The organism is Nocardia sp. JW2 (genome assembly GCF_051843015.1).
Taxonomy (GTDB): Bacteria; Actinomycetota; Actinomycetes; order Mycobacteriales; family Mycobacteriaceae; genus Nocardia; species Nocardia coubleae.
Genome location: NZ_JBPXLK010000010.1, coordinates 193,002 through 219,112, shown reverse-complemented (window position 1 = coordinate 219,112; position 26,111 = coordinate 193,002). Strand labels below are relative to the sequence as shown.

The following is a 26,111-nucleotide window of genomic DNA, read 5'->3' as shown; positions in this document are numbered from 1 at the left end:
CCGGCCATAGCGTGGAGCCATGACCTCCACAACCCTGCGCCAGCTCAGCGGCCTCGACGAAACCCCCGCCGCCCTCGCCACCTCGACCCTGATCCTGGTCGACTACCAGAACACCTACACCCGCGGTGTCATGGAACTGACCGGCTGGGAGCAGGCCATCGACGCCGCCGCCGACCTGCTCGAGCAGGCCCGGCAAGCAGGCACCACCGTCATCCACGTGATGCACAACAGCGGCGAGGGCAGCCCCTACGACATCACCACCGACATCGGCCGGATCCACCCCAAGCTCACCCCCACCGCCGACGAAGCCGTCGTGGTGAAGTCCTTCCCCAACTCCTTCGTCGACACCGAACTCGGCGACCTGGTCGACGCCGCGGGCAACGAATCCGTCGTCATCGCCGGCTTCATGACCCACATGTGCGTCACCTTCACCACCGAAGGCGCCTTCCTCCGCGGCAACAAACCCACCGTCGTAGCCAACGCCTGCGCCACCCGCCCCCTCGCCGAAGTCACCGCCCCCCAACTCCACGCCGCCGCCCTCGCCACCATCGGCGATATCTACGGAGTGGTTGTCCCGACCCCGGCCGCCCTCACCGTCGGATAACCCGCCAGATCGCACGACGCGAGGTCATGCGCCGACCGGGTAGCGTGCCTGGAATGCGAGCCTCCGGTCGGCACCGGCGGCGATCCGGTCGAGTTCGTCATCGAGTGCCATGAATACCTGCCAAGATTCCCGGCCATCAGCGACGGCCAGGTGCCGCACCACCAACTCCTCGAGTTCAGGAACGCGCTTCGCCTTCCACACCTTGTCGGCCAGGCTGACGAGCAGGTCCTCCATCCGCACCTCGGGCGCGGTCCACGAGCCGTGGGTCCACGCGAAGCGCGCCGATTCCTCGGCAAACCCGTGCGCCACAAGCAGTTCGTACCCGGCCTGCTCGTGGGCCGAGCCCGGCCCCGACAACTCGTCCGGATGAAGAATCTTTCCGATGTCATGTGTTGCCGCGCCGAACAGCACAGCATCGCGGTTGAACAACAGGCCTCGGTAGTGGCTGTCGACCCAGTCGACCAGCTCACACGCCACGTGGTGAACTGCTCGGAGATGAGCGGCCAGACGAGGTGGAGCCGCGAGATTTCGGAGGAGATCTTCCACTCGCGTGGGCAGCGGTCTGAGCCCAGGATCAGTCAGGGCTTGTTGAAGCAGCATGCGGCTCACCGCTGGCCCTTCCGGTAATGATCACGAGGTCTTGGGATCTCAGCCCTCGGCAAGTTCGAGCTGAGCCAGTATCTGGCGGACCGCTGTGGCTTCCCTCGGCAAGCGGTTCGCGAGGAGGTTCCAGAGGATGTTGTGGTCGACAGCGTCATAGTTGTGCGCGACCAGATTCCTCGTAGCCTTGACCCCGCGCCAGGCGACCTCCGGATGCGCGGCCATGAATTCCTCCGGCAGCCGCGCCACCGACTCGCCTAATCGGTGCAGAACTGCCTCGGCCGCCAGCCTGGTGATCTCGTCGGAATCGTAAGCGGATTTGCCGCCGCTGACGATTCTGGCCGCCATCTCACTGAAGGTGAGGAAGTCTCGAAGGCTCTTGGCTGTTCGTTCGGCACGGTGGCCGCTCACAGCGGCTTGGCCTCGTCCCGGATCGGGTGCGGACCTGGCGGCAGCCCACCTTCGGATACCAGATCGACATGCAGGCCGGTTAGCTCCTCCAAGTCGAGCATCAGCTCGGCCATATCGACCAGATCCGCGTCGGCATCGAACCGCACAAGCAGATCGACGTCACTACCCGAAACATCTTCGCCCCGCGACACCGAACCGAAGACGCGCACTCGGTTTGCCTTGTGCCGCAACGCCAGTGCGATGATCTGATCCCGGTGCTGAGCGATCACTCCGGACGGGCGTGGTTTGGCCGCCTCCCGCAGCCGACTCAACATTGTCGCCGAAGGCCGCCGCTTCCCGCTCTCATAGGCGGCGATGTTGGACTGAGCGACACCGGATCGCTGCGCCAGCTCAGCCTGGGTCAAGCCAGCGGCGCGGCGCAGGTCACGCACAGTTTCCATGCCTCTATGATATCGGATGATATATCGCCGGGCCAAGGTCATATGGATCGCACCCAGGCGCGACCCGACGACTGGTGGAGCAGTGGTGAGCGGTCAAGAAGCGGAGCCGGCGATCAACACCTGCAGCAATGTGCTCGAACCGGTCAGCAATTTCGCCAGCACCCACGTAGGCCACTCCAGGCCGCCCAAGCTCGTCACCGAAACCCCTTGTCACCCAATCCCACACACCTTCGCACCGACATTCTAGGGCGCCGCGTCAGGTCGTTACGCCGCCCAGATCGCGGTGAGTGTGGCCGGTTCTCGACCAGATTCGAACTCGTAGAGCTGCCAGCACGCCGAGGTGCCCGACCAGGCTGCGATGCGGGGGTCGGTGATCATGCGCCGACCACCGTCGGACAGGGCGACGGTGGCGGTGTCACCGTTGCGGCGGACTTCGAATGAGAGCGGGGTTCCGACGGGGGCGCCGGAATGGGGCTCGGTGGCGAGGACGACGCTGTGGCCTGCGGTCGCGTCCCACACCGCGAGTTGCCAATGAGTGCTGTCGATGATGAATTGGACACCGGCATTGGGCATGCCCCGTCGATCGACCAACGAGTCGACCAGCGAGTTCTGCCACATCGTCAGGGCGACCGATCCCCCGCCCTCGACGAACCGCACGGTGGCACCGAGCCGCTGGACGGGCGCGTCCAGGATCGATTCCACGTAGCCGGCGGAGTTGTCGGCCGTGGCGCGCTCGTGTACCAGCTGGCCGGCTTCGACGACCGGCATGGCGCCCTTGCTGATGGCGGCCGCACGAAACGTGCGCCCACCGATCTCCGTGGGCAGCGGGCCGTCGGGAAGTACGGCGAAGTCGACCGTCAGCGGCGCGCCGTGATCGCTCGGCACCGGGCCGAGTCCCCGGGACTGGCCGCCGTCGGCAGCGGGCTGGACGCCCGCGGCTATCCGGCGGTCGGTGGCCTGCACACCGAAGATCACGGCCACCACCGTCAACGCGGCCGCGAGGGCGAGCGTTACGCGGATCAGCACGTATTGCGTGCGGGTTTCCCGGCCAGCCGTTCCAGCAACCACGCCCCGATCTGCGGGCCTGCCACGAGAGTGCCGTGCCCCTCGTCCGGGCGGACGATGAATTCGATTGTGCCGCCGTTGCGGCATGCGGTCCGGACTGCCTGACGTACCCATGAGACATTCACCTTCTGATCAGCCGCACCGGTAATGACCAACATGGGCCCGGATGCCCGGCGCTGTGGCAGTGCGATCGATGCGAAGGCCTGCTTCAACCGAGCCGCGGCCGCATCCGATACCGGTTCGGTGTCACGTGCTGTGAGCGACTCGAGCACCTGCTCACGTTGGTCGGCGTGCGGTCCGGTACACGCCGACCACATCGATTCGCCGTGCTCGAGTGGCCCGTGCAGATAGTCACCGGCGTTCAGTTCCGACCGGTGATTGGACAGGCCCGCCAACACCATCGGCAACCACATCTGCTGTTCGTGCGACAACCAACCCGACTGCGCCAGCGCGACGATGCCACTGAGGTCGGCCATCGGCGCACTCGATGCCGAACCACGGAAGTCCAGCCCGTCGCCGTATGTCGCGGCGTACTCGTTCGCCGCCCAGGCCGCGTGGCCACCTTCGGATGCGCCGACCGCATACCAGGTCGCGGAGGCTTCGTGTACCAATGCTCTGGCCGCGCGTACGGCGTCGATCATGTTGTAAGCGGCGGTTTTCGGTTCGAGATAGGCGTTGGCGCCGCCGCCGGCGCCCCACCCCTGGAAGTCGGTCATCGCCACCACAAATCCCAGTTGCAGCAGTGAGGCAACGGCCAGGTCGTAGCCGAGCAGATCCGTGTGTCCAGAGGTACCGCAGCTCGGATCGAGTCCGGTTGCGCCGTGCCCATAACTCAGTACCGGCCAGCCGCCCTCGGGGGCTTCACCGGTCGGGACGAACACGACCCCCGAGACGTCCCGTAGGGAGCCGTCCACACCGGACACACTGCGGTAGGTGACAGTCCAGCCGCGATCGGCGTCGGCGTCGAGTGCCGCGCTCCACTCACGGATCGGGGTTGCGGTGACGATGCCGCCGCGCTCACGCAACACTTCACCGGAGAGCTGTGGAGCCGGAGCGTCTACGAACTCCGTCGCCGGGTTGTCGGTGGCGGCTGTCAGGGTGCATCCGGCTTGCAGCACCGCGGCTGTGCACACGACAACCGCAGCCAGTATTCGTTTCCTCACCGACTTTCCACCTGATCGGGTCGCACCGCGCAGACTCCGCGATAGACCTGCTCGAGCCGTTCGGCCACACCGGCCATCGACAGCTGCGTGCGGGCCAAACGAGCACCGGCCTCGCCCATTTCACGTCGAAGCCGCAGCTGCTGCAGCAACTTCCGCGTCGCCGTGGTGAGCGCTTCCAGATCGTCCGAACGCACCACGATGCCGCATCCGTTGTCTTCGATCAGCGGCGCGAGCCCGCAGGTGTCGGTGACGACAACCGGCAAACCGAGCGCCATCGCCTCCAGCACGCTCATCGGGTACGGCTCGTCGACCGATGGCAGCACATACACGCCGGCCCGCGCCATGCGTCCGGCCGTATGCTGCGGTGCCAGCGCGCCCTCCCAGCGCACCGGTGTCACCAGGTCGTCGATCAGCTTCTCGATCGCGACGGCCGAGCCCTCGTCGGGACCAACCATCCGAAACCGTGCCGGGATGCCTTCGTCGCGCAGGCGTGCGGCCATGCGCACGAACAGTTCCGGCCGCTTCCTGGCCTGCAATCGCGCCAGGTAAAGCACTTCGGGCACCTCGTCGGGTCCGGCATCGGGCCGTTCCACCGAGGGAATCGGGACACCGTTTTGCAGTTCCCGCAACGGAAGCTGCTGCCCGGCCACGGCCGTCAGGTCTGCTGCCTCCCGCGCGGTCAGGTGCAGCACCGCCGCGGCAGCACGCAGGGTCGGGACCGTCCAGAAGCGGTCGAGCGGCCGGGCGAGCAGCTTGTCGCTCGGGTCGATCATGCCGTGTGTCTGCAGGACCAGCGGCACGCCGGCCGCGAGCACGATGCGCGCGGCGGGCAGGGTGACGAGGTCACGCGCCAGATGTACGTGCACCACATCGAACTCACGCACGTTCCGGCGCAGCCAGGAAATCATCCCGCGGGCCCGGAGCCCCGCGAACCCGGCTCCCGGGATGGCGGTGCCGGCCGGAAAACCGTGCACCTCCAGCTCGCCGGGCACCGCATCGGCTCCGGATACCGCCGCCGTCAACGCCACTCGATGACCACGGTCCGTCAGTGCCCGCGCCTGATTGCAGGCCACCCGAACCGGACCGCCGTACGCGCCGTCGGGTGAGAACAGCGTCACGACATGCAGAACCCGCATCTCACACCGCCATCGCACGCGGCGCGAGCATCGTGGCGTCGGTCGCGACATCAGCGGTGACCAAGGCGGTCGCCCCCACGGTGGCCCGCGCACCGATCGTGACGCCGCGCAGCACCGTCGACCGGGTACCGAGCCAAGCACCGTCGTGCACAGCAATCGGCGCATTGTCGAACTCGAAGGTCGGCGAGTGCCGGTCGTGACTGCCGGTACACAGCAGAACACCCTGCGACACACAGACATTCGCGCCGATCGTCACCGGCTCCAGGTTGAGGATCCAGACGTCCTCGCCGATCCAGCTGTCCGCGCCGACCGACAGCTTCCACGGCCAGTGGATCCGCACCCGATGCCGGATGAGTACCCCTGGTTCGATGCTCGCTCCGAAGGCACGAAGGACAGCCACGCGCAACCGGTTCGGGCACCACCACTTGGCGAGCACACCGGCCACCGCGAGCCACGCGATCTGGACGGCAACGGGACGGCCCTTGTCGTATCCCGCACCGGTGAACCCGGCCAGCGAACGCGTCACACCAACCCCCGCGCGGTCTCCTCGTGCTCCCGGTACCACGCGACCGTGTCCGCGATGCCCGCGGCCAACTCGACCCGCGGTTCCCAACCGAGCGCGCGCAGCTTCGAGACGTCGAGCAGCTTGCGCGGAGTGCCGTCCGGTTTGGTGGTGTCCCAGTGGGTTCGCCCGGTGAAGCCCACGGCGTCGGCGACGAGCCCGGCGACCTCGGCGATCGAAACATCGCTGCCGGTACCGACATTGACGTGTTCGGCACCGTCGTAGTGGTCGAGCAGGTGCAGACAGGCGCGAGCCATGTCGTCCACGTGGAGGAATTCACGCAGCGGTCGGCCACTACCCCAGTTCGTCACCTCTGCGATGCCATCGCGTGCGGCCTCGTTGTAGCGGCGGATCAGCGCGGGCAGCACGTGCGAGGACTGGGCGGAGAAGTTGTCGCCGACACCGTAGAGGTTGGTCGGCATCGCCGAGATCCAGGGCAGTCCGTACTGCCGGCGCACTGCCTGAACCTGGAGAATTCCCGCGATCTTGGCGATGGCGTAGGCATCGTTGGTCGGCTCCAGATGCCCGGTGAGCAGGTATTCCTCTTTGATCGGCTGCGGCGCGTGCTTGGGATAGATGCACGACGAGCCGAGGAACAGCAGCCGCGGAACCCGCACCGCCACAGCGGCATCGAGCACATTGACCTGAATCTGCAGGTTGTCGGACAGGAAATCCACCGGATAGGTGTTGTTGGCCTGGATACCACCCACCCGCGCCGCCGCCAGCACAACGACGTCGGGCCGGGCAGCGCCGAGGAACTCGAACACCGCACCACGATCACGCAGGTCGAGCTCCGCTGAGCTCCGGCCGATCAGGTTGCCGAACCCGGCACGCTCGAACGCCCGCCAGACCGCGGAGCCGACCAGCCCGCGATGGCCTGCGATGTAGACCGTCGCATCGCGGTCCAGCGGGTGGACCGCACCGGCATCCACGCTCATCGGGCGGTGCTCCACTCCGCGAGGGCGGGCCGATCGATCCAGGGCTTGCCCGCATGTTCGAGCGCCGCGATGTCGGCGTCGACCATGATCGCCGCGAGCTCCGGGGTGTGCACCCCGGCCTTCCAGCCGAGCAACCGCTCCGCCTTGCTCGCGTCGCCGACCAGCGCATCGACCTCGGTCGGGCGGAGGTAGCGCTCGTCGAACCGGACGTGCTCGGTCCAGTCGAGCCCGGCACGCTCGAAGGCCGCGACCACGAAATCGCGCACCGTGTACGAGCCGCCGGTGGCCAGTACGTAGTCGTCCGGCTCATCGGCTTGCAGCATCCGCCACATACCCTCGACGTACTCGGGGGCGTACCCCCAGTCCCGGATCGAATCCAGATTCCCCAGGTACACGTGCTGTTCCAGCCCGGCGGCGATCCGGGCGACCGCACGCGTGATCTTGCGTGTCACGAAGGTTTCCCCGCGACGCGGCGACTCGTGGTTGAACAGGATGCCGTTGACCACGTACATCCCGTACGCCTCGCGGTAGTTGCGGGCGATCCAGTAGGAGTAGATCTTCGCCGCGCCATACGGGGAACGCGGATAGAACGGGGTCTCCTCGTTCTGCGGCGGCGGTGTCGCACCGAACAACTCCGAGGTGGACGCCTGGTAGTAACGGCAGTCCGCACCGACCATCCGGACCGCCTCGAGCAACCGCACAGTGCCGAGTCCGGTGGTGTTGCCGGTGTGTTCGGGCTCGTCGAAGCTGACGCGCACGTGCGATTGCGCCGCCAGGTTGTACACCTCGTCGGGCTGGATCTGGCGCAAGAGCGTCACCAGGCGTGCGCCGTCGGACAGATCCCCGTAGTGCAGGAACAGCCGGGCCTGCGGGTCGTGCGGGTCCTGGTACAGATGATCGATGCGCGCGGTGTTGAACGTGGAGGCACGCCGGATCAAGCCGTGCACCTCGTAACCCTTGCTGAGCAGCAGCTCCGCCAGATACGAACCGTCCTGACCGGTGATGCCTGTTATCAGTGCTCGCTTACCGGACTGCGTCACGGTGGCTGCCCCTCCTACCCTTGCTGTGCCTGGCCTTGGTCTCGACCAGGTCGGTGAGCCACTGTTCGAACTGATCAATGGCATGTGTTTGCGACAGCGTGCGTGCACAGAACTGCCTGCCCGCGGCGCCGAGCGCGGCGGCTCGCTCGCGATCGCGGCCCAGTTCGAGGGCTGTGCGCACCAGCTGTGCCGGATCATCCGGTGCGACAACGAGACCGCCGCCGGACGCGCGGATCTCCGCTGCGGTGATGCTGTCGGCGTCGGTTGCCGCGATGACGGGGTTACCGGTGGTGAAGTACGAGGTGAGCTTGCTCGGCACGGCCATCTCACCGACGCCGGGGCGCTCGTTCACCAACAGCACATCCGCGGCGGCCAGCGCCTGCTGGTAGTCACCGTCGGGCAGCGAGTCGAGGAACCGCAGGGTGTCGATCCCGCGGCCCGCGGCCTCCAACTGGGGACGCTGGTTACCGCCGCCGACCAGGACGAATCGCACCGGTTCTCCGTGTCGCTGCGCGTGACCGGCGGCCGCGATCACATGCTCCAAACCTTGTTTGGCGCCCATGTTCCCGGTGTGCAGCACGATCACCGTCTCGTCGTCCCAGCCCAGCTTGCGTCGCGCCGCCGCACGATCGATCACCGGCGCGGGACGCAGGTGAGTCCAGTTGCGGATCACCGTGATCCGCTCCGCCGGAACCCGAAGCTCCGACGTCATGGTGGATTTGAAGCGGTCGTGGATGGCCACGACACCGTCGGCGGCCCGCAACACACCCGATTCGAATGCGGCGGCCAGCTGGGCGGGCCTGCCACTCATCGCACCCGTCTCCACCACGCCCCGGCTGTAGAGATCCTGCACCCAGACACCGACTGCGGGACGAGAGTTACTGCGAGCCAATCGAAGCCGGAGGAGCCCCGCAGCGGTCGACAACATCGCCGGGCTGACGAACACAACGGCATCGACATCGTCGGACGGCAAGGCGGCGGCTTGCCGCGCACCGAAGCTCGCCTCCATCCGAACCCGCCCCAACCCGCTGGGCGGATCCGGAACGAAGTGCCGGAGTCGTCGCACCGCGACACCATCGATTTCGGTGCGCAACGCCGCCGGGTCGTCGAAACCCGGCTGCAGTCGCCATTGCGGATAGTGCGGCAGCCCGGTCAACACCCGAATCCGGTGTCCGCGCGCACGCAAGCCTGCGGCGACGCCGGTGGTGTAGGGCGCGATTCCGGTGCTCTCCGGCGCATAGTTCAGACCGGCGATCACGATCGATAGCAGACTGGTCACGGGGCGACTCCCATCGTGGCGGTGTATTGCAGGTCCTGAACCGGCGGATGTGCCCGCACCGGCCACGGTGAGCTCGCCACCAGCACGACGTCACCCGCGCGCTCCAGGTAGGCGCTGACGGTGACGTCGGACTCGCCGCCGGGCAACGACACCGCGCAGATGCCGAGACCGGCGGGCAACGTGCAGCGGGCGACCTGGCTGCCCGCGCGCACGGCAACCGTGCCCGGCTCGCGCAGCAGGACGAGCGCTTCGGCTTCGTCCCGCGCCGGGGTGCTGCCCGGCCGGAGGGTCATCAGCACGGTCTGCGGGTACGTCGGCCGCGTCGCGACCAGTTGCTGCCGATGGGTCAGGTACAGCTCGTCGCGCTCGATCGCGGGCGGACGGCCGGACTTGAACCAGCGCAGGTAGTACGACGACAGCCCGAGCAACGCGCCGCCGTGGTACATCGATGGCGCGAACGATGTGCCTTCGCTGTGGTCGTTCCAGGTGACCAGCTGCACCCAGTCCGCGCCGCCCGCGATCGCGATGGTCCACGTATTGCGCAGGTTCTCGGTATTGCCTGCCTCGTCGAAAATGCCGTTGCGCGGACGGTAGTCCTGCATCGACACCGGCTGCATCCACCGGGCACCACGGCTGTGCGCGTCGGCGATGGTGTCCAGCGGGAACCCCGACACGGGGTTGAACGCCGGATTCCGGCCGCCCCAGATCGACATCGCGTAGCTGATCGGGGCGTAGTCGGCGGCGTAGGTGTCGTACACGGTGAACACCGGTGCGAGCGCGACCTCGATGCCGTGCGCGCTCGACATGACCGCGACGAGCTCCGACCACCAGGCGGCCGGGCGTTTCTCGGCCATGTACGGCGACACCACCAGCGGCCCCGTCGAGAGCCGGTAGGCGGCGGGCTCGGCCGCCCAGCCGGCGAGCTCGGCAGCCAGCTGGGCCACGCTCCAGGTGCCCGGCGTCCCGGACATGTCGGGCATCAGCATGATCTTGAACTTCGGGTCCACCGCATGCGCCGCCCGCAGCAACCGGGTGGGTACATCGGCATGCCAGAGGCCGCCGTCACCGGCCGAGGTCAGCAGGTTCACCGTGAACCCGTCGATGCCGGCCGCAATCGCCTGCCGGACTTCGGTTTCCAGATCAGCCGAGCGCCAGTCCGCGTGGTCCGACACCGGGCGCGGCACGGGCCGGTCGCGCAGCAGACCGCCGTAGGCGGCATTGGCACCGCCGCTGCCGCCGGGGTTCAAGTATTCCGCGGAGTAGTAGTCGCGCTCGGCGGGCAGGTTGTCGATCGAGATGGGGTAGGGCGGAAAGTAGTGGGCGAAAACGAGTTTGGCGTCAGGCCCCTGGTCTCCGAGCGGATTTGCCGGGGCTGTCGGGGCGGCGGTGCATGCCACCAGCAAGCCAACGACGGCCCCAGCCGAGCAGAACGCGATCACCGTCGATCGAACGCGGCGACCGAGCGACGCCGCAAGCACGTGCCGCCGGACGGAGTCAGCCATGAGTGCGCCCTCCGGCTCGCGGTAGCTGCTGGGTAGCGAACTCCGGTCCCTCGGCGTCGATGTGAAAGTTGCGGGGTTCGGTCCGGCGCACAGCGGGCGCTGCTCGATGGCTACCGGTGCCTGCCTCGCGCGGCGGTTCGGTCCGTCGGGGTGCGGGCTCGGGCATGTCGGTCGCCGGGGCTGCCCGACGAGCGTGTCTGCTCAGCGCCCATTGCGCGAGTCCACCCAGCATCGCGCCGAGCACCAGCCCACCGCCGAGGTACATCGGCGCACCAGGACTCGACGGGGCCACGGGTGCGGTAGCGGTGCGAACCACGCTGATCTTGGCCACCGACTGATTGCCCACCGCCGGCGTCTCGAGCCTGGCGACGTAGGCGGCGAAGTTGGCCGCGTACGCGTTCGCGATATCGGCGGCACGCTGCGCCGCAGGATCGGTCGCGTTCACCTCGAGCAGCACAGTCTTGGGCAGCTGCCGGGCCGACACCTGGGCGATGAGTTCGGCGGGCGTCAGCTCCAGCGACAGGTCGTCGATCACCTTGGTCGCGAGATCATCGCTGGTGAACAGGTGCGCGTAACTGACCGCGCGCTGCTGGCCGAACAGGTCTCCGGCGTACGCACCCGCCGAGTCGGCACTCACCGGCGATCCGATGAACAGCGTCGTCGTCGCGGTGAAGACCGTTGGGCTGGAAACCAGCAGCCCAACTGCGGCCGTGCACCCGAGCACCACCCCGGCCACGCTGGGCCACCATCGTAGAAGCGTCACCGAAACGACCTCTCTCTCACCGTTTTTCCCGGGCCGCGGTCGCTTCGCGCACTTCCCGGCCGTTGCGGAACGAGCACTGCGCCGGTGACCCCGGCCAGCAGCCCCAGGCCTGCCGCGAGCGCCAGGTTGTTCCACACATCGGGTTCGGACGGATGCTCCGGTAGGTCTGCGGTCTGCGTGATCACCGGCTCCACCGTGGGAATCCGCGACCCGCTCGGGGTTTCCAGCGCCAGGATCTGCGCGGCCAGCTCGGCGGCGACACCATCGGCGAGTCGTTGCGCTTCCGGCGCCGACACATCGGCCACCGACACATCGATCAGCACCGTGTCGGGGATCAGATGCGCGGTGACCGCCCCGGCCAGCGCTTCGGGGGACCGGTCCGCGCCCAGCTTCGTAACGACCCGGCGAGCCAGATCGACATCACCGGCCATGCGCACATAGCTGCGCGCCCGTGAACGCGCGAAGTCGTCACCTCGAAACGGGCTGGCTTCGGCACTGTTGCGTGTAGCGCCGTTCCAGCTCGGCGTCGCCAGGAAGATGCGAGCGGTGGAGACGAACCGAGGTGTGGTCTGCAACGTCACGCCGACGCCCATCAGGATGGCCAGCAGCAACAACGTGGTCACCAGCTGCCACCGCATTCGCAACAGCGTGAAGAACGACGGATTCATGCGGGCTCCCGGGCGGTGACGATCTCGCCGAGACCGTTGCGAACCAGCGACTTCGCGACTCGGCCCGCCAGGAACTGATGGCCGAGCGGGTTCGGGTGCACTTTGTCCTCGATCTGCATCGCCGCGATGTCGGTGTCGGCGCCGGAGTACCACCCCTCGGCCACCGGGTCCAACAGGGTGGCGTCAGCGGCCTCGCAGGCATCGGCGAAGCCTGCCCGCAGTGTCGGGTAGTTCGCGTACGGTGTCGCCGACATGTAGGCGGGCATGATCACCACCACCTGCGCGGTCGGCCACAACCGCCCGACCTCGGACAAGGCATCGGTCAACGCTTCGAGCACGGATCTCGGCTCGTAACCCAGGTCGTTACGACCGGCATCGAGGAAGACCACGTCGACGGTGAAGATCCGGGCATCGGCAGGCAGCCTGTCGACCAGCCGCCCCGGCGGCGGAGCCGGATAGAACTTCGCGCCGTCGTTGAGATAGCCGGTCGCGCCGAACGCGTCGACGTTGCAAGCCCAGCCCTGAGTGCGCGCCAGGATGCAGGCATAGCTGTTCGTACCGCCGCCGACGCCCGCACCGGCGGTGAAGCTGTCGCCGACGAACAACGCCGAAAGCCGTTGCTGCACACCCGGTGCCGAGGGTTGCAGTGTCGGCGCGGCGACCACACCGACCGGCACCGACATGTGCCGTTCGAGGAGGAACCCGCCGGCCACCACGGCAGCGATGGCAAGACCGAGAACCATCCGGCTAGCCGACGAACGCATCCGCGCGCTCCTTCCGCCAGTCGAGGACGAACACGCTGCACACGAGGATGACCAGCAGGCTCGACATCGCCTGCAGTAGCGAGCCGCGCAGCAGGATGATCAGGTAGAAGGGCAGGATGCAGGCCAGCACGCCGGGTGAGCGGGTGCGCCGCAGCGTCGCGTCGATACGCGCGTCGGCACGCCGGGCCAGCGCACCCAGCGCCCCCATCCCGAGAACCAGCGCGGGCCAGGTGCCGTTGATGTAGAGCTCACCCCACAGCGGGGCGGAGAGATTCTTGAACGTGTACCCGCGGAAGTCGGCCAGCAGGATCCCGGTGTCGGTCGGCTTGTCCGCCCACAACTTTCGCGGTACCCAGAACAGCACGACGCCCGCGGCCTGCTGCCCGTAGGTCGAGCCCTCACGCTGCACGTACAGCGCGGTGTTGTTGATCTGGGCGAACGAGTCGTAGTCGGGGGAAACCAGCGAGTCGAGTGGGCCTGCGGTCTTCAGCTCACCGCTCGCGCTGTACCGGAACAGGTCGAGCATCGGGAACAGCACCACGAGGGCAGCCACGGCCGACACCGCTACCAGCCGAAATCGCGTGGGCGTCGCGAACAACCCGAACAGTGCGGCCACGGCAAGCGCTGCCGTGCCCGCGGTATAGCGCGCGTTCGCGATCGGGTTGAGCACCACGGCGAGGACGATGCCGTCGAGGATCAGGACACCGAGCACGAACCTGTCCGGTGCGCGCTGGTAGACCTTGACCAGGGCGACGAAGGCCACCAGTACCGGCATCTGCGCGCCGGCGACCATCACCGCGGCGATCGGTTCCTGCCAGCGTGCCGCGACCGCCTGCACCAGGTCGTCCCGGCTGGAGAACAGCGTCGGAAGCCCTACTGCGGCAATGTAATAGGTGGCACTCAGCAGTCCGGCACCGCCGAGTAGCAATGCCCGGCGCCGATCGACTTCGCGTGCGACGGGCGCGGCCGCGTCCGCGGTATCGCGCCGTCCCACCACGACCAGACCGGCGAGGAAGGCGGCGATCCCGACTGCGACGATCGTCATCGCCGTGGCATTGAGCGTCGGGTCGGCGCCCTTGGTGGTTTCGGGTACCTGCTCGGTCCGCATCTGAACCAGCGGTGCCAAACCCAGGAACACGTAGGTGAACACCCAGAACGACATCTCGACCAGGCGCCGCCGCCCGGACGCGATGAGCAGGGCATAACGCAGTCCGGCGGCCGTTGTCACCGACAACGCCCACACCCAGACCGATTCGCGTGGCGCCGGCGTTACCCGGATCAGCAAAGCGGGCACGATCACGATCATCGCGACCGCGGTCCACACAGCTCCTAGCCCGGACCACCAATCAGTTCGGGCAGTAACCACTCCGCCCCGGAAACCATTCTTGAAGTCATAGGCGGGCCATGCCGTACTCGGCGACATGTCTACTGCTCTCCCGCCACTGACAAAAACTCAACTCAGCAGCGAGCGTAGCCGAAGCGTGAATTGCCGCCAAAACGACTGCGGCCGAATCGAAGTCAGTCTGCGGACCCTCAAATCGATTATTTCACAATGAATCCGACATTCACGGCGACCCGTCATCGCGAGGTAGGCTCGGGCGACGGGATTCCTGGGGAAACGGGTTGCCGGAAAATGTTCGATCGCAATTGTGGGGGTATTACCCGTGCCTAAACCTTCCGTTCTCGCACAGGCGGTGCTGTGGCTGCTTCCCGCAGGCAGCGCGAAGAATGCACTCCTGCGGCGGTTCGGCCACCACATCGGCAGCGATGTCCGATTCGGCCCGGCGCTGGTGCTGAACTGCCGCCGGTTCGTGATCGCCGACGGGGTGACCGTCGGCGCAGGCAACGTCTTCCGGGGCATGAACGAGGTCCGGCTCGGTCGCGACGTGATGATCGGGTCCTGGAACTGGGTCAGCGCGCATCCGGGCTATCAGGGCTACAGCGACCGCGCGGGTCGGCTGATCGTGGGCGAGGCCACCTTCATCACCTCTCGCCACTACCTCGACTGCTCCGGCACGATCGAGATCGGCGAGTGGAGCGCGATCGCCGGGCAGCGGTCCACCCTGCAAACGCACGAACTCGACGTGGTGACGAACGAAACGACGGTTGGGCAGGTGCGTATCGGCGATCGTGCGCTCGTCGCCACCGGCTGCCTCATGCTGCGCGGCACGTCGCTGCCCGACCGCTCGGTGCTCGCAGCCGGATCGACCATGGCCAGGCAGAAGCCGGATACTGTGCTCGAACAGGGACTTTGGGGCGGCTCGCCCGCTCGGTTCATCAAGCCGATCCAGGGCGAATGGTTCGACCGCACCAGCATCCACACCGATGTCGTCCCGTTCGACACACTCTGACGTCGAGGCGTCCGCGTGAAACGCCCGGCCTTACGGATGTTGGCGGGCACCGCCGACCAGATCCTGTCGAGTGTGAGCAATGCCCTGATCGTGTTCGCCGTGGCCCGCACCGGCAGTGTGGCCGACTTCGGGATGGCCGGTGTGCTGTTCGCCGTCACCACCGCCACCCTCGCCATCACCCGCGCCGCCATCGGCACCCCGGTCCTGCTGCTGGCAGGCAGACATACCAGCTATGTCCTGCGGCATACCCGAACCTCGGCGGGAGCTGCCCTGCTGTTCGGCCTGGTCATGGGCCTGATCATGGCTGCGGGCTCGCTACTGCTGCCGAACCCTGCCATCGGATTCGGGTTCGCGATCGCGATCCCGTTCCTGCTGACCCAGGATTCGCTGCGCTTCTCGGCCATCGCCCTCGGCCGGACAGAGGCGGCGTTCTGGTCGGACCTGGTATGGGCACTGGCCTCGACGGCGCTGCTCGCCGCCGCGCTGTTCGATCGGACTCTGCTCCCGGTGGAAGCCGTGGTCTTCACCTGGGCCGCGTCGGCCGGAGCGGCGTTGCTGGTCCTGCTGGTGTGGCTGCGGGTGCTCCCGACGTGGCGGGGCCTGGCCTGGTGGTCACGCAAGGAACGCCCGACCAGGCTGAACTTCGGCCTGGAAAGCAGCATCGATCAGCTCAGCGTGATCCTGGTGGTGGTGCTCTCGGCAACGATGGTCGGCCCGGACGCCGCGGCCGCGCTGCGCGGCGCGGTCACCATTCTCGGCCCGTTCGCCATCCTTGCCACCGCGCTCAACCTGATCATCCTGCCCGAAGCCGGACGGGCACAGCTCACAACTCCACAGCTGTGGCGTGGACTGCGCAAGGTCGCCCTGCCGGTTTCCCTGGCAGCGATCGCCATCGGTGCGGTGGCACCGTTCGTTCCGCACTCACTCGGCGCTCTCGTTCTCGGCGAGAGCTGGGTGCCTGCCGCGCAGGTCCTGCCCCTGATCGGCATCGAGTACGCCGCCCTGATCTGGGTCGCTGTGGTGCACAACCTCTTTCGTTACCACCGTGCGTCGGGGCAACTGCTGCGCGCTCGCGTCATTCAGACCGGCATCGCCATTTCGGTGTGCCTCGGCACCGCCCTGCTGGTCGGCTCGGCGCTCGCTGTCGCACTCGGCATGGCGATCTCTGCCTGCGCCACCGCGGTAACGCTCATGGTGTGGGCGAAGCGCGGGCTCATTGCACGGGACTCACCGTCGGATACCGGCGCAGTTCCGGTCGCGGCTCTCCCGCCCGGTGTCGATCCCGAACTCACGCAACCGATTCCACGGTTCTTCGAGTACCAGCTCGCCGGTGGGTTCCAACTGACCGGCGGCGCTTCACTTTTCGATTCTCCGACCACAAAGCTTCCGGTCTTCGGATCGACCAGTGCAGCCGGGCCCGCGTTCGACCCGGTGACAACCCGACTGCCCGTCTACGATTCGGCCCGACGGCCCAGCAGCGACGAGTCTCAGTAGGCCCCGTCGGCCGCGCTGACGGCGGAGATCGTCCTGGCGATGATGATGAGATCGGCCACCATCGACCAGTTCTCGACGTAGTACATGTCCAAGCGAACCGCCTCGGCCCATGGCAGGTCCGAACGGCCGCTGACCTGCCACAAGCCGGTGACACCCGGCCGTACCAGCAGCTTGCGCTGCAGTCCCACGTCGTAGCGCTCGACCTCTTCGGCCAGTGGTGGCCGAGGGCCGACCACACTCATCTCGCAGCGCAGCACATTCAGGAACTGCGGCAGCTCGTCCAGGCTGTAGCGGCGCAGGAACCGCCCGACCCGGGTGATCCGTGGGTCGTCACGCATCTTGAACAGCGGCCCAGCACCTTCATTCTCCGCGGCCAGCTCGACTTTCATCCGATCCGCGCCGGTGACCATGGTCCGGAACTTGATCATCTTGAACGGCTTGCCGTGCAGACCGATTCGCTCGGCGCGGTAGAACACCGGACCGCCGTCGCATTTGATCGCCAGCGCGATGCCGAGCATGACCGGCGCGACGATGAGCAGGCACAACGCGGCGAAGATCCAGTCGAAGGCGATCTTGCCGAAGGTGGTGGCCTGGTCGAAGTTCGGCTGGTCGATGTGCACCAGCGGCAGGTTGCCGATGGGGCGCAACTGCGTACGCTGATCGGCCACATCGGCGATGCCGGGCATGATCACCAGCTGCACCCCCAAGGGCAGCAGCTCCCACGCCAGTTCCCGGATTCCCTGCGATCCCAGCTGCTCGACCGCGGCGACGGCCACCGTATCCGCGCCGCAGTCGGTGATCACCTCACCGATCGGTGACCGCCCCAGGAACACCGGTACGCCCAGGTCACCGTATTCACCCGAATTCTCCTGGTTGCCAGGCAGATACATGCCGACGATGCGGTAGCCGGCCTGGGGATCCCGCCCGAACGCTTGCATCATGTCCCGTGCCGAGCGCGGGTCGCCCACCACCAGCACATTCGTGAGATACCGGCCGACGCTGCGCTCGCGCGCGGCGATCGCCCGCCACACCCTGCGGTTGATCATCAGGCCGACCAGTCCCACCGGTAGCGCGACACCGAGAAACCCGCGGGCGAAATCGATCCGCAGCAGCAGGGACAGAATCGCGATACCGCCGAACAACCGGAAGGCGATCAACGCCAGCCGTTCGTATTCCGCCCAGCCGTGTCCGATCAATCTGGCGGACCAGGCATCGCCCCACACGAGCGCACCCACCCACGCCGTGGCGAGCAAAAGCGCCACCACCGTATAACCACCGAGAGTTTGCACCCATTCGGGCTGATTCGTATCGCTGACCCCACCGAAACGCGCGAACCGTGCCATCAGCACAGCGCTGAAAATTACCAGCGAGTCGGAAATTACGAGTCGGAGCCGATATTCGGTCTCCCAGGCATGCCTACCCAATCGTGCGGTCGCGGCTTCGGCCAACTCTGACCAAGCCCACCGCACAGCATGCTTGTCGGCCATTGTTTGTTCCCCCGTAGTAGAACTTTCGAGCCATAACCTGGTGTGCCTGTGAACTGATCTCGGGCTGGAAATCAATTGAGGTGGGAACCAAGTCGAGAATTTGGAAGGTCATTTCACCCGCTCGGGATCTGCCGGACCTACGCGACGGCACGAAGGCCGCGCACCGTGTGGTGTGCCGCCGTTCAGTTCAACCTCAGGAGCCGTGGGCGCCGACGGGCGAGATGGTGCCGTCTCGTGTGGTTGCCACACCCGAGCCCCACGTCACCTGACCGGCCGCGTCGACCATCCCGGACGCGACCTTGCGGAACTGCCTCATCTAGTGAAACCCCTTGTTGGATAAGTAATTTCCCGGCCACGCTGCCGGTGCACTGTTTCTAACACGACGCCACGACATGGCTGAACCGGAAGTAACTGGAGATAAGCCGCGCCCGTTCGCCGGTTGGTAACCACCGTCGCAGCCCATCCGCGGGCTTTTCATATCGATGCATCGATAGGCCACCCCCGAGCCAGCCGAATCGCCAGACCACATCCGAATAACAGCTGACCAGTCGGCGAGCGACAACGCGCCTCGATCTGTGCACCAGCGCTCCGATCATCGACCGCCCGCACGAACATGTGCAGAACCCCTGCTAATACCCAGCGAACAGAGAATTAAGCCATGATCGTTGTCACACTCCATCTGCGTAACGAATGTTGGTACGAAAACGATTGGGGTGCAACCTCTTACGCGTACCAACTACCTCGGTTCTCCACAGGGAGCGAGCACAAACCCCGTCGGTGCCGCAACGGGAGGGCTCACCATCCCCGCACACAAAAAAGGGGCCCGGGCCAAGAGGCCCGGGCTTCGGATGGAGAGGAGTAGTCGACGTTGTCAGCCGGGTGGGTAGCACGGTCGTCGCGACTCTCGGTCAGGAGTGTTGCGACGACCGTGCGAACCCGTTCCCGGCTTCAGATCCGGTTCAACGGTGTTCAGACAATTCGCACGAAAGTGCTTGCACCGCCACTGATCGTCGCTTGCCAAGCGGCGAGTTGAACGGTGTGATGTGTTTCGACAGTCACCAAGTCGCCGGCCTTCAGGGGGATCGACGCGCTGACCAGAAGGGTGCCGCCCGTACCTGATACTGCCGTGCCCGTGGCGACAACAGTGTTGTTGACCAACAACCGCGCCTGGAAGCTGGCGGTCGTCCCCGCACCCGCCACGACGATGGCTGCCGACAACTGGGCCGAGCCGGCTGTGCTCTGCACCAACAGAGCGTCACCGGAGACGACGGAGCCCGGAAAGCCGACAAGATCGGGGCTCCAGGCAGGCACGGTCGTCCACTGGTTGTACGAACCCATCGCAGAATTGCCGTTCTTGGTCATCGCGGCAGGACTGAACACATCCCCACCGACGAAAATGTGCGGCATCAGGTACTCACCTCACTCGACGAGAGCGGGTGTGCGGCCGACTCGGTCGGCGGCGCAGCTTCCGCCGTCGTCCCGGAACCAGGGGCAGGCTCAGGCTGAGGTTCCGGCTCAGGCTCGGGTTGAGGTTCCGGCTCAGGTTCCGGCTCAGGCTGGGGGTCTGCCTCGACATCACGCGCTGTACCCGGGTACCCAGCCTCGACGGACGCCCATTCCGGCGTCTCGCCCTCAGGAGTTTCCTCCTGAACAGGCGTCGCTTCCCAAGTCATCACCGGACCACCGATCTGCAATACGGGCATCAGATCGTCACGCCCTGCAGACTTGCCTGGAGGCCACGGCCTGCCGGGCTGTCGACCGTCGTCACGAAGACGGTGAGCCGATCGCCCACGGCGAAATTCCAAGCACCCGAGACCGTCGTGTCCAGTGCATGATTCGCAGCGGTGATCGTCGCCGACGTGCCGGCGACTGCCGTCCCGTTCTTGCGAAGCTCGACAACCAGGTTGCCGGTACCCGCCGTTTCGCCGCGGTAGGTGATCTTGGAGACGGTGATCGGCCGCTCGATTCGCACCCCTTCCGGCACGGTGGTGCCTGCGCCCGCGGCACGGACGCCGGTGTGGGATTTGAAGGCGATGTCATAAGCCTGACCGGCCGCCGTCGGGGGCCGCGCGTTCGAGAGGCGAGGATCGGCAGTACCGACGGCGGCGATGACGGCACGCGCTTCTTCCTCGGTGTTGGCGCTGAGGAATGCGTCGCAGATGGGGGTGAGGCCGGTGATGTCTGCGACGTGGTGGGTGTGCGCGGTCGGCGTGCGGGCGTTGTGCAGACGCGGGTCGTCACCGGCAACTGCGGTGGTCGCGGTATCACCGATTGTGGGCGGGAACGTGGCGGGCTTGCCCGTGATCCCGGACCACTGCGTGGTGCCCGCCGGGCCGCGAACGGTGACGCCCTGGCCGTTCGGCGTCCAACCGCTCACCTCGTCGTAGATGTAGAGCAAACCGTCGGCTTTGACAACGAACTGGCTGCCGTCGGCGAGAGTCGTCGGCAGCTCAGCATAGGTGTTCACCTGGCCGTCGATCTGGATTCCCGCGCCGCGCGGACCCATGACCACGGCGTTGCCGGCCGAGGCAGGAACCGGCGAGACGAGTGTGAGGTCCACCAGACCGGTGGAGCCGACGTCCGGGTTCTCCGGGTCGGCCCCGGAAACATACTTCGGCACGTGGAAGCTGAAGGGTTCCAGCGGAATTCGCTCACCGTCGTAGGCGAGGTCGAACGAGACGCGCCACGTCCAGTCCGAAGGATTGGTCGCCGGGCCGGGCGCGACGAGGCGCACCCCGCGTTTGCCACGCCAGGTGAGGTAGCCGAATTCGTCGAGCTGGCATTCGTAGTGCTTGGGCAGCTGAACATAGGTCGCGGGACCAGGCTGCGCACCGGCGACGAGCACCTTGGGGGCTTCGGCGGTGAAGATGATCGTTCCGGTCAGGGGCGGAAATTCGGGGAGGTCGCCCAGGTCGGGCCCGTCGATGACGTTGGCGAGGAATCGCCCGACAACTTTTCCGTATTCGAGCGGGGGCAGATCAGCCATGGATCAATGCCTTTCGAGAGAAATGGGTCACGCGGTGATCGGCACGGCGCGGACCTGCAGGTGGGAGTAGTTGCTGTAGACGGTGTAGCTGCCGTCGCCGGCGACACGTTCGACGACGACGTAGAGGGTGACCGTCTGATTCGCGGGGACGACTCCGAAAGTCGCGCCAGGGTGGATCGGGTAGTCGTAGCCCGGTGACACCGGCACATAGGCGAGACGGGTGACCCAGTGTCCCCATCCCATGCCGACGACGTCGCCATCCATCGAACCGATACGAACGGTGACGTCGCAGCGGGTCGGCGAGGCGGATTGCAGAACTACCACGCCTTCCACTTCCGGCCGCCACGCCATCGGCTGGGCCGGGATGGTGATAGTCGCAAGAACCTTCTTCTGCTCCTTCAGATTCTTCCCGCTGAAGAACTGCTTCTCCCCGATCACCCAGGGGCCCTGGGGTGTCGGAGCAGGCGCCGGGCGAAACTTCTGTACACCCGCATCCCATGCGAGCACGTGATTCTGGTTGAGCGGCCGGTCATCGTCGATCAGCACGTCGGCAGCGTCCTGAATACGGCCGGCCGCGCCCGGATCGCCTTGTGCACCCCTGGCACCACGCGGGAAGGTGATCTCGAGCTGCTGACCGGGAGCCGAGCCGATGATCTGCGCTGCGGCGGACGAGCCTTCCGCTCCGGCAACAGCTTTGCCGGACAAGGCATTCGGGCGACCGCGGCGGCCCCTGGCCCGGAACGCATCTTCGAACGCAATGAATTCCATTCCGGTCCAGTAGTAGATCGCGTTCTCCGCGACCACCCGCCAAGCCTTGCGAGCGTCTTCGGTGCCGAGACCCATCGCCTCGAATACTGCGCTGTCGGCTACATCGCCCTGCCATTGCCACGGCCATGCAGCCGCACCCTCGGGACCGGCCGGACCGACAGGACCTTCTCGCAGCTCGATCAGAACCTCGCGGTCAACCAATTCGACTGGGTTGACGGTGTAGGGCAGTCCGACCGAATCCGCGACGCCACGCATGGTGATCATGACGTCTTCGTCGTAGACGTAGGTATTGTCGCCGTTGCTCACACTGCCCCCACGGGTCGGGCCATGCACACGATCTGCGAGCCGGCCATGGTGTAGTCGTAATTGGCGGTGCCGGCATTGCGGCTCAGCACCACGTACAGGGCGACGCCCTGCCCGGCGGGCACAACGCCGATCGGGTTGTCGGGGGTCATACTTCGCACCCCGAAGAAGGGCTGCAGCCGTGCACGGGTCGTGGCGCCTGTCACGTGGCCTGAACCGACTGCCACGCGCTGCCCCGTGGCCGATCCGATCCGAACCTCCGCGTCGATCCTGGTCGTGAACTGGTCGCTGTTCTCGACCGATCGAACCAGAACGCCGCCGCTGATCATCGGACGCCAAGCGGTGTCCTGTGCTGGAATATTGAGCTGGGCAACAGTTTTCGTAGCCGCCGAGATTCCGCTCTGTGATGGGGCGAATCCGGCGCCGCCGTCCCAGGCACGGTCGTTGACGATCGACCACGGGCCACGCAATCCTGGGTAGGACGCAGGTTTCCACTTACCGAGAACCGCATCCCACATTGGGACCGCACCGTTAGGATGCTCGCCATCCAGGTAGTCCGGCGCTTGACGAACAGGGCCGGGACCGCCCTGCGGCCCCTTCTTTCCTTGCATGCCTCTCGGCACCACAATGTGAAGGATCAGATTCGGCGGCGTACCCGCGACCGTCACCTCCAGGCCGGAGTTCGCCGGACCGGTGGTGACAGAGCCGATGGAAACCGAGCAAGGTTCTCCATCAGGTCCGGACGCCCCGAAAGCATCGGCGAAGCTGTCGAAACCGGTGCCGTTCCAATACGCGAGAGCACCCGTGGACAACACCCGCCAAGCCTTGCCTGCCTGAGCAGTCCCGAGTTTGGTGGCCAGGGCGGTCAGCGCGGCCTGATCAGCGATATCGCCTTCCCAGCGGAACGATCGAGCCGCTTCACCAGCCGGCCCGCTCGGGCCTGGCACGCCTGTCATCAACTCCAGCGCGCCTTCGCGGGGGCTACCCTGCATCGCTTGGACGACACCGGGCTGCCCGATACCTTCGTCGATTCCACGGATCACAGCGGAATCGAAATATTCTCCTACAGTTGTCATTTCCACTCACTCTGTGGGTTCTGCGTAGACGACTAGCGAACAGCGATTCGGCGAGAATCCGATATTGCCGGTGCCGGTTCCCATACGTTCCACCGCAGCAACGAGGGTGACCGGCTGACCAGCAGGCACGGTGGCGTAGTCCGACGACGGAGACAACGAACGGGTGGTCGTGCCGTCGCGATAACACGGAGAAGCAGGCAGATACATCCAGCCACCGCTTCCCGCCGCTGTGCTCGCGACCAACGCGCCCTGCGAGTTGCTCAGCCGGACAGTGAAGTCCGCCGATTGAGCGCCGTTGTAGACCGAGTAGACGTATGCCTGGCCGTAGACCCTCGGGCGCCAAGCGAAGGGCTGCGCCGGAATGACAAAGGTGCCTACGTCGATCCTGCTGACCGCATCGATCGTCTCGGCCAGAAAGTCGTCCTGATACCAGCCCCACGGACCGGTACCCAACGGTGCGGCTGCGGAGCGGAAGCGGCGGGTTGCCCGGTCATAAGCGAACACACCGCCGTGGCTCGGACCGCTGGTCGTCTCGTAGTCCGGAGAACCGGTAATCGGCCCGGACTCCCCTGGCGGACCTACCTCACCCGGAAATCCTGCGGCTGCGGTAACACGCAACTCCTGGTCGGCACCGTTCCCGATGAACTCGACTGCGGGAACAACCAGTTCCTCGCGGTGGAGTGTTTCGACCACGGTAATGGTATTCGCCGGAGCGGGCATACCGGTTGGACCGACTGCGTCCACCGAATGCCGCCAGCCCGCTTCGGTCCACACATCCATACCGTTGTCGTCCAGCCGATGCCACCACTTTCCGCGGTCTTCCGGACCCAGTCCGGTCGGACGCGCGGCGGCATCTGCGATGGTCCCCATCTTTCGAAAGGTGCTGCGTGGCTTACCACGCGGACCCTCCGGACCGGCCGGGCCCGCAGGTAGCGGCAGGCCGTACACATCGTCGGGGACCTGAACATGAGCTTCGAGGATCGGGAGCCCGTCGATATCAGGAGATCGTTCGGCGGTGATATGGGCGGGAAAACTGATGTCCGCCATAGTTGTTTCCTCCTCTGGGTGAGGGATGTCAGATGATGAGCAGGTCCAGGTCGGCACCGACGTCGGTGGACAGATCCTTGATGGCGGACGCGACTCGACCGAGGCGCTGCCAGGCCTTGACGACCGAGTCCTCTTCGTCGGAGCCGTCACCCACGGTGATCTGCCACGTAGCGGCTGTTTCCCGGTCGTCGGTGAAGGTGAGTTCGGTGACGAAGTCGGTGAAGATCTTCTGGCCCATGGCGAAACCGATCTGGTCACCGAGTCCGAAATCGCGTCCGATCAAGTAGGGCGCGTTGTCCTGAATCGTCACCTTGTGGCTGGTGTAGCCCCTGGACAGATGCAGTCCCTGTCGCGCGGCGACGAAGCCGTCGAGCGTGAACGCCTTGTCGCTGCCGGTGATGTACACCTCGCGGAAGGCATACGGACCGGCCTTGCTCACCCGCTCCATGTCGCGGTAGACCATCCACGCCAAAAACACATCATCGAGCTGGCCGCGATACAGCCAGTCCATGCCGATCAGCGACAGCAGCGCCTTGATCGCCATCTCGATGCCGGCGTTGACCCAGCCGGGCGAACGGCCACCAACGATGATGTCGGTGGCAGTCGGCTTGTGCAGCGCAACTTCGGACGCACCGATTCCGGAGTATTCACCTTCGAAGTACCACACCCACGGCAGATTCCGCATGGTGCCGAACTTGCCCGGCGTCCCGTAGACCGCCTCGTACTCCGTGGTCGAGTCGAACTTCGGGTACCGCATCGGCGTGGTGCCGTCGTCGGCGAATTCCTCGAACCACGAGATGATGCCGTCGAGCAACGAGCCGGTCGGGCCGGTCACGCCCGACTTGTCGACGGTCTCGAGGACAACAGTCGGTTTGTCGAGGAAGAACCACTCTGGTGCCGGCTGTTCGTCCTCGCCCGGCAGGAAGAACCGGGCCGTCAGCATGACACCCGAATCCTCGAGCATCGGCTGGAACAGCTTGTCGGCCATGTCGAATCGCGCCGAGGCCGCGCTCCACCGACTGGTGTCGGTGCGGGGATCGACAGGTACGACCGCGATAGGAAAAGTCGTATTTCCCTGCAGCCGCATCAGATTCATCATCAGGTACGTCGTGACCAGGGTTCGCACCGGGCCGAACAGGATGTGGTGGCGGGGGAACTGGGCCAGCACCGGCGCGAATGGACTCGCCCAGCAGCAGATGGTCGAGACATGGTTCCAGGCATGAATCGCCTCGATGTCCACCGTCTCGACACCGTTCTCATCTCGGACCACCGAGGCCTTGGTGATGTACCCGTCCCACCGAAAACCCCTGGTGTTCACGGTGATCGGCAAAGTGGTGTCGGCATGATTGCCGAACAGGTGGTCGAAGTGCACCATGTCGCGCGGACAGATCATCTTCAACCCGCCGGCGGCGTTCCGCGGAAAACTCACCTGCAACGACAGGTAGCTCCGCTCCTCCCCCACCTCCTGCATGTCCTTGTCCCAGTACCGGACCAGAACCTCTTGATCCCGAGCATCTTCCTGCTCGACCCGAAACATCTCATCCATCCGCCGCGATTCCGCGTGCGGGTCCCAAACACCCATCCTCCACCACCTTTCCTTGATTTTGGGCATAAAAAAACCCCAACTCGTTCGAGTTGAGGTTCACTCTTTCTCAGCTGATCTT

Annotated in this window: 27 protein-coding genes and 1 tRNA gene; 4 read left to right on the top strand and 24 right to left on the bottom strand. The window is 66.1% G+C overall.

The genetic code is table 11. From position 1 onward, the window contains the following. Positions 1-19 precede the first annotated feature (19 nt). Positions 20-604 carry a cysteine hydrolase family protein gene (locus ACSVDM_RS16925; RefSeq protein ID WP_439266057.1) on the top strand — a complete coding sequence of 195 codons (585 nt, stop codon included), beginning with the start codon at positions 20-22 and terminating at the stop codon, positions 602-604. Positions 605-628: 24 nt separating this feature from the next. Here the strand turns inward: ACSVDM_RS16925 and ACSVDM_RS16920 are convergent, their stop codons facing one another. From ACSVDM_RS16920 to ACSVDM_RS16865, 12 genes are all read right to left on the bottom strand, one after another. Beyond that, positions 629-1,204 (bottom strand): HD domain-containing protein, encoded by a 576-nt coding sequence (locus ACSVDM_RS16920; protein ID WP_439266120.1) that lies wholly within the window; start codon positions 1,202-1,204, stop codon positions 629-631. Between the two features lie 48 nt (positions 1,205-1,252). After that, positions 1,253-1,552 carry a HepT-like ribonuclease domain-containing protein gene (locus ACSVDM_RS16915; protein WP_439266055.1) on the bottom strand — a complete coding sequence of 100 codons (300 nt, stop codon included), beginning with the start codon at positions 1,550-1,552 and terminating at the stop codon, positions 1,253-1,255. A 59-nt stretch (positions 1,553-1,611) separates the two neighbouring features. Beyond that, positions 1,612-2,055: a helix-turn-helix domain-containing protein gene (locus ACSVDM_RS16910; protein WP_439266053.1), complete on the bottom strand. Its 444-nt coding sequence runs from the start codon at positions 2,053-2,055 to the stop codon at positions 1,612-1,614. A gap of 264 nt (positions 2,056-2,319) precedes the next feature. Next, positions 2,320-3,081: a hypothetical protein gene (locus tag ACSVDM_RS16905; RefSeq protein WP_439266051.1), complete on the bottom strand. Its 762-nt coding sequence runs from the start codon at positions 3,079-3,081 to the stop codon at positions 2,320-2,322. After that, complete coding sequence (locus tag ACSVDM_RS16900; protein WP_439266049.1) at positions 3,075-4,283, bottom strand: lipase family protein; 1,209 nt, start codon at positions 4,281-4,283, stop codon at positions 3,075-3,077. The genes ACSVDM_RS16905 and ACSVDM_RS16900 overlap by 7 nt, the downstream gene beginning before the upstream one ends. Then, entirely contained in the window at positions 4,280-5,419 is a 1,140-nt protein-coding gene (locus tag ACSVDM_RS16895; protein ID WP_439266047.1) for a glycosyltransferase, read from the bottom strand. The genes ACSVDM_RS16900 and ACSVDM_RS16895 overlap by 4 nt, the downstream gene beginning before the upstream one ends. Before the next feature lies 1 nt (position 5,420). Next, positions 5,421-5,945 carry a putative colanic acid biosynthesis acetyltransferase gene (locus tag ACSVDM_RS16890; RefSeq protein ID WP_439266045.1) on the bottom strand — a complete coding sequence of 175 codons (525 nt, stop codon included), beginning with the start codon at positions 5,943-5,945 and terminating at the stop codon, positions 5,421-5,423. Then, complete coding sequence (locus tag ACSVDM_RS16885; RefSeq protein ID WP_439266043.1) at positions 5,942-6,919, bottom strand: GDP-L-fucose synthase family protein; 978 nt, start codon at positions 6,917-6,919, stop codon at positions 5,942-5,944. Before ACSVDM_RS16885 ends, ACSVDM_RS16890 begins: the two co-directional genes overlap by 4 nt. Beyond that, positions 6,916-7,959, bottom strand: coding sequence for a GDP-mannose 4,6-dehydratase (gene gmd / locus ACSVDM_RS16880; protein WP_067643687.1), 1,044 nt, complete (start codon positions 7,957-7,959; stop codon positions 6,916-6,918). Before gmd ends, ACSVDM_RS16885 begins: the two co-directional genes overlap by 4 nt. Further along, positions 7,943-9,238, bottom strand: coding sequence for a glycosyltransferase (locus ACSVDM_RS16875; RefSeq protein WP_439266041.1), 1,296 nt, complete (start codon positions 9,236-9,238; stop codon positions 7,943-7,945). The genes gmd and ACSVDM_RS16875 overlap by 17 nt, the downstream gene beginning before the upstream one ends. Further along, positions 9,235-9,537 (bottom strand): hypothetical protein, encoded by a 303-nt coding sequence (locus ACSVDM_RS16870; RefSeq protein ID WP_157105141.1) that lies wholly within the window; start codon positions 9,535-9,537, stop codon positions 9,235-9,237. Before ACSVDM_RS16870 ends, ACSVDM_RS16875 begins: the two co-directional genes overlap by 4 nt. Before the next feature lie 76 nt (positions 9,538-9,613). Next, positions 9,614-9,747 (bottom strand) — tRNA-Arg (locus ACSVDM_RS16865). Between the two features lie 250 nt (positions 9,748-9,997). Here ACSVDM_RS16865 and ACSVDM_RS16860 point away from each other — a divergent pair. After that, positions 9,998-10,132 carry a hypothetical protein gene (locus tag ACSVDM_RS16860; protein WP_281729518.1) on the top strand — a complete coding sequence of 45 codons (135 nt, stop codon included), beginning with the start codon at positions 9,998-10,000 and terminating at the stop codon, positions 10,130-10,132. 600 nt (positions 10,133-10,732) lie between these two features. On the opposite strand, the gene ACSVDM_RS16855 is transcribed toward ACSVDM_RS16860, so the two are convergent. From ACSVDM_RS16855 to ACSVDM_RS16840, 4 genes are read right to left on the bottom strand one after another with little or no spacing between them, the layout of a single operon-like run. After that, positions 10,733-11,503: a YveK family protein gene (locus ACSVDM_RS16855; protein ID WP_439266038.1), complete on the bottom strand. Its 771-nt coding sequence runs from the start codon at positions 11,501-11,503 to the stop codon at positions 10,733-10,735. Next, positions 11,500-12,171 (bottom strand): YveK family protein, encoded by a 672-nt coding sequence (locus tag ACSVDM_RS16850; RefSeq protein ID WP_067643673.1) that lies wholly within the window; start codon positions 12,169-12,171, stop codon positions 11,500-11,502. Before ACSVDM_RS16850 ends, ACSVDM_RS16855 begins: the two co-directional genes overlap by 4 nt. After that, positions 12,168-12,935 (bottom strand): SGNH/GDSL hydrolase family protein, encoded by a 768-nt coding sequence (locus ACSVDM_RS16845; protein ID WP_439266036.1) that lies wholly within the window; start codon positions 12,933-12,935, stop codon positions 12,168-12,170. The genes ACSVDM_RS16850 and ACSVDM_RS16845 overlap by 4 nt, the downstream gene beginning before the upstream one ends. Next, positions 12,919-14,259: an oligosaccharide repeat unit polymerase gene (locus ACSVDM_RS16840; protein ID WP_439266034.1), complete on the bottom strand. Its 1,341-nt coding sequence runs from the start codon at positions 14,257-14,259 to the stop codon at positions 12,919-12,921. Before ACSVDM_RS16840 ends, ACSVDM_RS16845 begins: the two co-directional genes overlap by 17 nt. Positions 14,260-14,599: 340 nt before the next feature. Between ACSVDM_RS16840 and ACSVDM_RS16835 the strand changes: the two genes are divergently transcribed. Both ACSVDM_RS16835 and ACSVDM_RS16830 read left to right on the top strand, forming a co-directional pair. Then, on the top strand, positions 14,600-15,286 hold the full coding sequence (locus ACSVDM_RS16835) for an acyltransferase (protein ID WP_439266032.1): 687 nt from the start codon (positions 14,600-14,602) through the stop codon (positions 15,284-15,286). 15 nt (positions 15,287-15,301) lie between these two features. Continuing rightward, positions 15,302-16,780 (top strand): hypothetical protein, encoded by a 1,479-nt coding sequence (locus ACSVDM_RS16830; protein ID WP_439266030.1) that lies wholly within the window; start codon positions 15,302-15,304, stop codon positions 16,778-16,780. Here the strand turns inward: ACSVDM_RS16830 and ACSVDM_RS16825 are convergent. The 8 genes from ACSVDM_RS16825 to ACSVDM_RS16790 all read right to left on the bottom strand — a co-directional run bounded on the left by ACSVDM_RS16825 (position 16,774) and on the right by ACSVDM_RS16790 (position 25,993). Next, positions 16,774-18,123 carry a sugar transferase gene (locus ACSVDM_RS16825; protein WP_439266118.1) on the bottom strand — a complete coding sequence of 450 codons (1,350 nt, stop codon included), beginning with the start codon at positions 18,121-18,123 and terminating at the stop codon, positions 16,774-16,776. The two genes, ACSVDM_RS16830 and ACSVDM_RS16825, sit on opposite strands and share 7 nt — an antisense overlap. 337 nt (positions 18,124-18,460) lie before the next feature. Beyond that, positions 18,461-18,583: a hypothetical protein gene (locus tag ACSVDM_RS16820; RefSeq protein WP_439266028.1), complete on the bottom strand. Its 123-nt coding sequence runs from the start codon at positions 18,581-18,583 to the stop codon at positions 18,461-18,463. Positions 18,584-19,236: 653 nt separating this feature from the next. Next, a complete protein-coding gene (locus ACSVDM_RS16815; RefSeq protein WP_439266026.1) occupies positions 19,237-19,674 on the bottom strand; it encodes a hypothetical protein in 438 nt (145 codons plus the stop codon). 295 nt (positions 19,675-19,969) lie between these two features. Continuing rightward, entirely contained in the window at positions 19,970-21,253 is a 1,284-nt protein-coding gene (locus ACSVDM_RS16810) for a hypothetical protein (protein ID WP_439266024.1), read from the bottom strand. A gap of 27 nt (positions 21,254-21,280) precedes the next feature. Then, positions 21,281-22,327 carry a hypothetical protein gene (locus ACSVDM_RS16805; RefSeq protein WP_439266022.1) on the bottom strand — a complete coding sequence of 349 codons (1,047 nt, stop codon included), beginning with the start codon at positions 22,325-22,327 and terminating at the stop codon, positions 21,281-21,283. Continuing rightward, positions 22,324-23,400, bottom strand: coding sequence for a hypothetical protein (locus tag ACSVDM_RS16800; protein WP_439266020.1), 1,077 nt, complete (start codon positions 23,398-23,400; stop codon positions 22,324-22,326). The genes ACSVDM_RS16805 and ACSVDM_RS16800 overlap by 4 nt, the downstream gene beginning before the upstream one ends. A 6-nt stretch (positions 23,401-23,406) precedes the next feature. After that, positions 23,407-24,447: a hypothetical protein gene (locus tag ACSVDM_RS16795; RefSeq protein WP_439266019.1), complete on the bottom strand. Its 1,041-nt coding sequence runs from the start codon at positions 24,445-24,447 to the stop codon at positions 23,407-23,409. A gap of 28 nt (positions 24,448-24,475) precedes the next feature. Further along, a complete protein-coding gene (locus ACSVDM_RS16790; protein ID WP_084457512.1) occupies positions 24,476-25,993 on the bottom strand; it encodes a phage tail protein in 1,518 nt (505 codons plus the stop codon). Positions 25,994-26,111: the final 118 nt, after the last annotated feature.

Coding starts and splice junctions, on each gene's coding strand:
- ACSVDM_RS16850 (WP_067643673.1), bottom strand. CDS start 12,171: ATGAATCCGTCGTTCTTCACGCTGTTGCGAATGCGGTGGCAGCTGGTG.
- ACSVDM_RS16895 (WP_439266047.1), bottom strand. CDS start 5,419: ATGCGGGTTCTGCATGTCGTGACGCTGTTCTCACCCGACGGCGCGTAC.
- ACSVDM_RS16915 (WP_439266055.1), bottom strand. CDS start 1,552: ATGGCGGCCAGAATCGTCAGCGGCGGCAAATCCGCTTACGATTCCGAC.
- ACSVDM_RS16800 (WP_439266020.1), bottom strand. CDS start 23,400: ATGACAACTGTAGGAGAATATTTCGATTCCGCTGTGATCCGTGGAATC.
- ACSVDM_RS16820 (WP_439266028.1), bottom strand. CDS start 18,583: ATGAGGCAGTTCCGCAAGGTCGCGTCCGGGATGGTCGACGCGGCCGGT.
- ACSVDM_RS16920 (WP_439266120.1), bottom strand. CDS start 1,204: ATGCTGCTTCAACAAGCCCTGACTGATCCTGGGCTCAGACCGCTGCCC.
- ACSVDM_RS16815 (WP_439266026.1), bottom strand. CDS start 19,674: ATGCCGCACATTTTCGTCGGTGGGGATGTGTTCAGTCCTGCCGCGATG.
- ACSVDM_RS16790 (WP_084457512.1), bottom strand. CDS start 25,993: ATGGATGAGATGTTTCGGGTCGAGCAGGAAGATGCTCGGGATCAAGAG.
- ACSVDM_RS16795 (WP_439266019.1), bottom strand. CDS start 24,447: ATGGCGGACATCAGTTTTCCCGCCCATATCACCGCCGAACGATCTCCT.
- ACSVDM_RS16810 (WP_439266024.1), bottom strand. CDS start 21,253: ATGGCTGATCTGCCCCCGCTCGAATACGGAAAAGTTGTCGGGCGATTC.
- ACSVDM_RS16885 (WP_439266043.1), bottom strand. CDS start 6,919: ATGAGCGTGGATGCCGGTGCGGTCCACCCGCTGGACCGCGATGCGACG.
- ACSVDM_RS16910 (WP_439266053.1), bottom strand. CDS start 2,055: ATGGAAACTGTGCGTGACCTGCGCCGCGCCGCTGGCTTGACCCAGGCT.
- ACSVDM_RS16845 (WP_439266036.1), bottom strand. CDS start 12,935: ATGCGTTCGTCGGCTAGCCGGATGGTTCTCGGTCTTGCCATCGCTGCC.
- ACSVDM_RS16925 (WP_439266057.1), top strand. CDS start 20: ATGACCTCCACAACCCTGCGCCAGCTCAGCGGCCTCGACGAAACCCCC.
- ACSVDM_RS16825 (WP_439266118.1), bottom strand. CDS start 18,123: ATGGCACGGTTCGCGCGTTTCGGTGGGGTCAGCGATACGAATCAGCCC.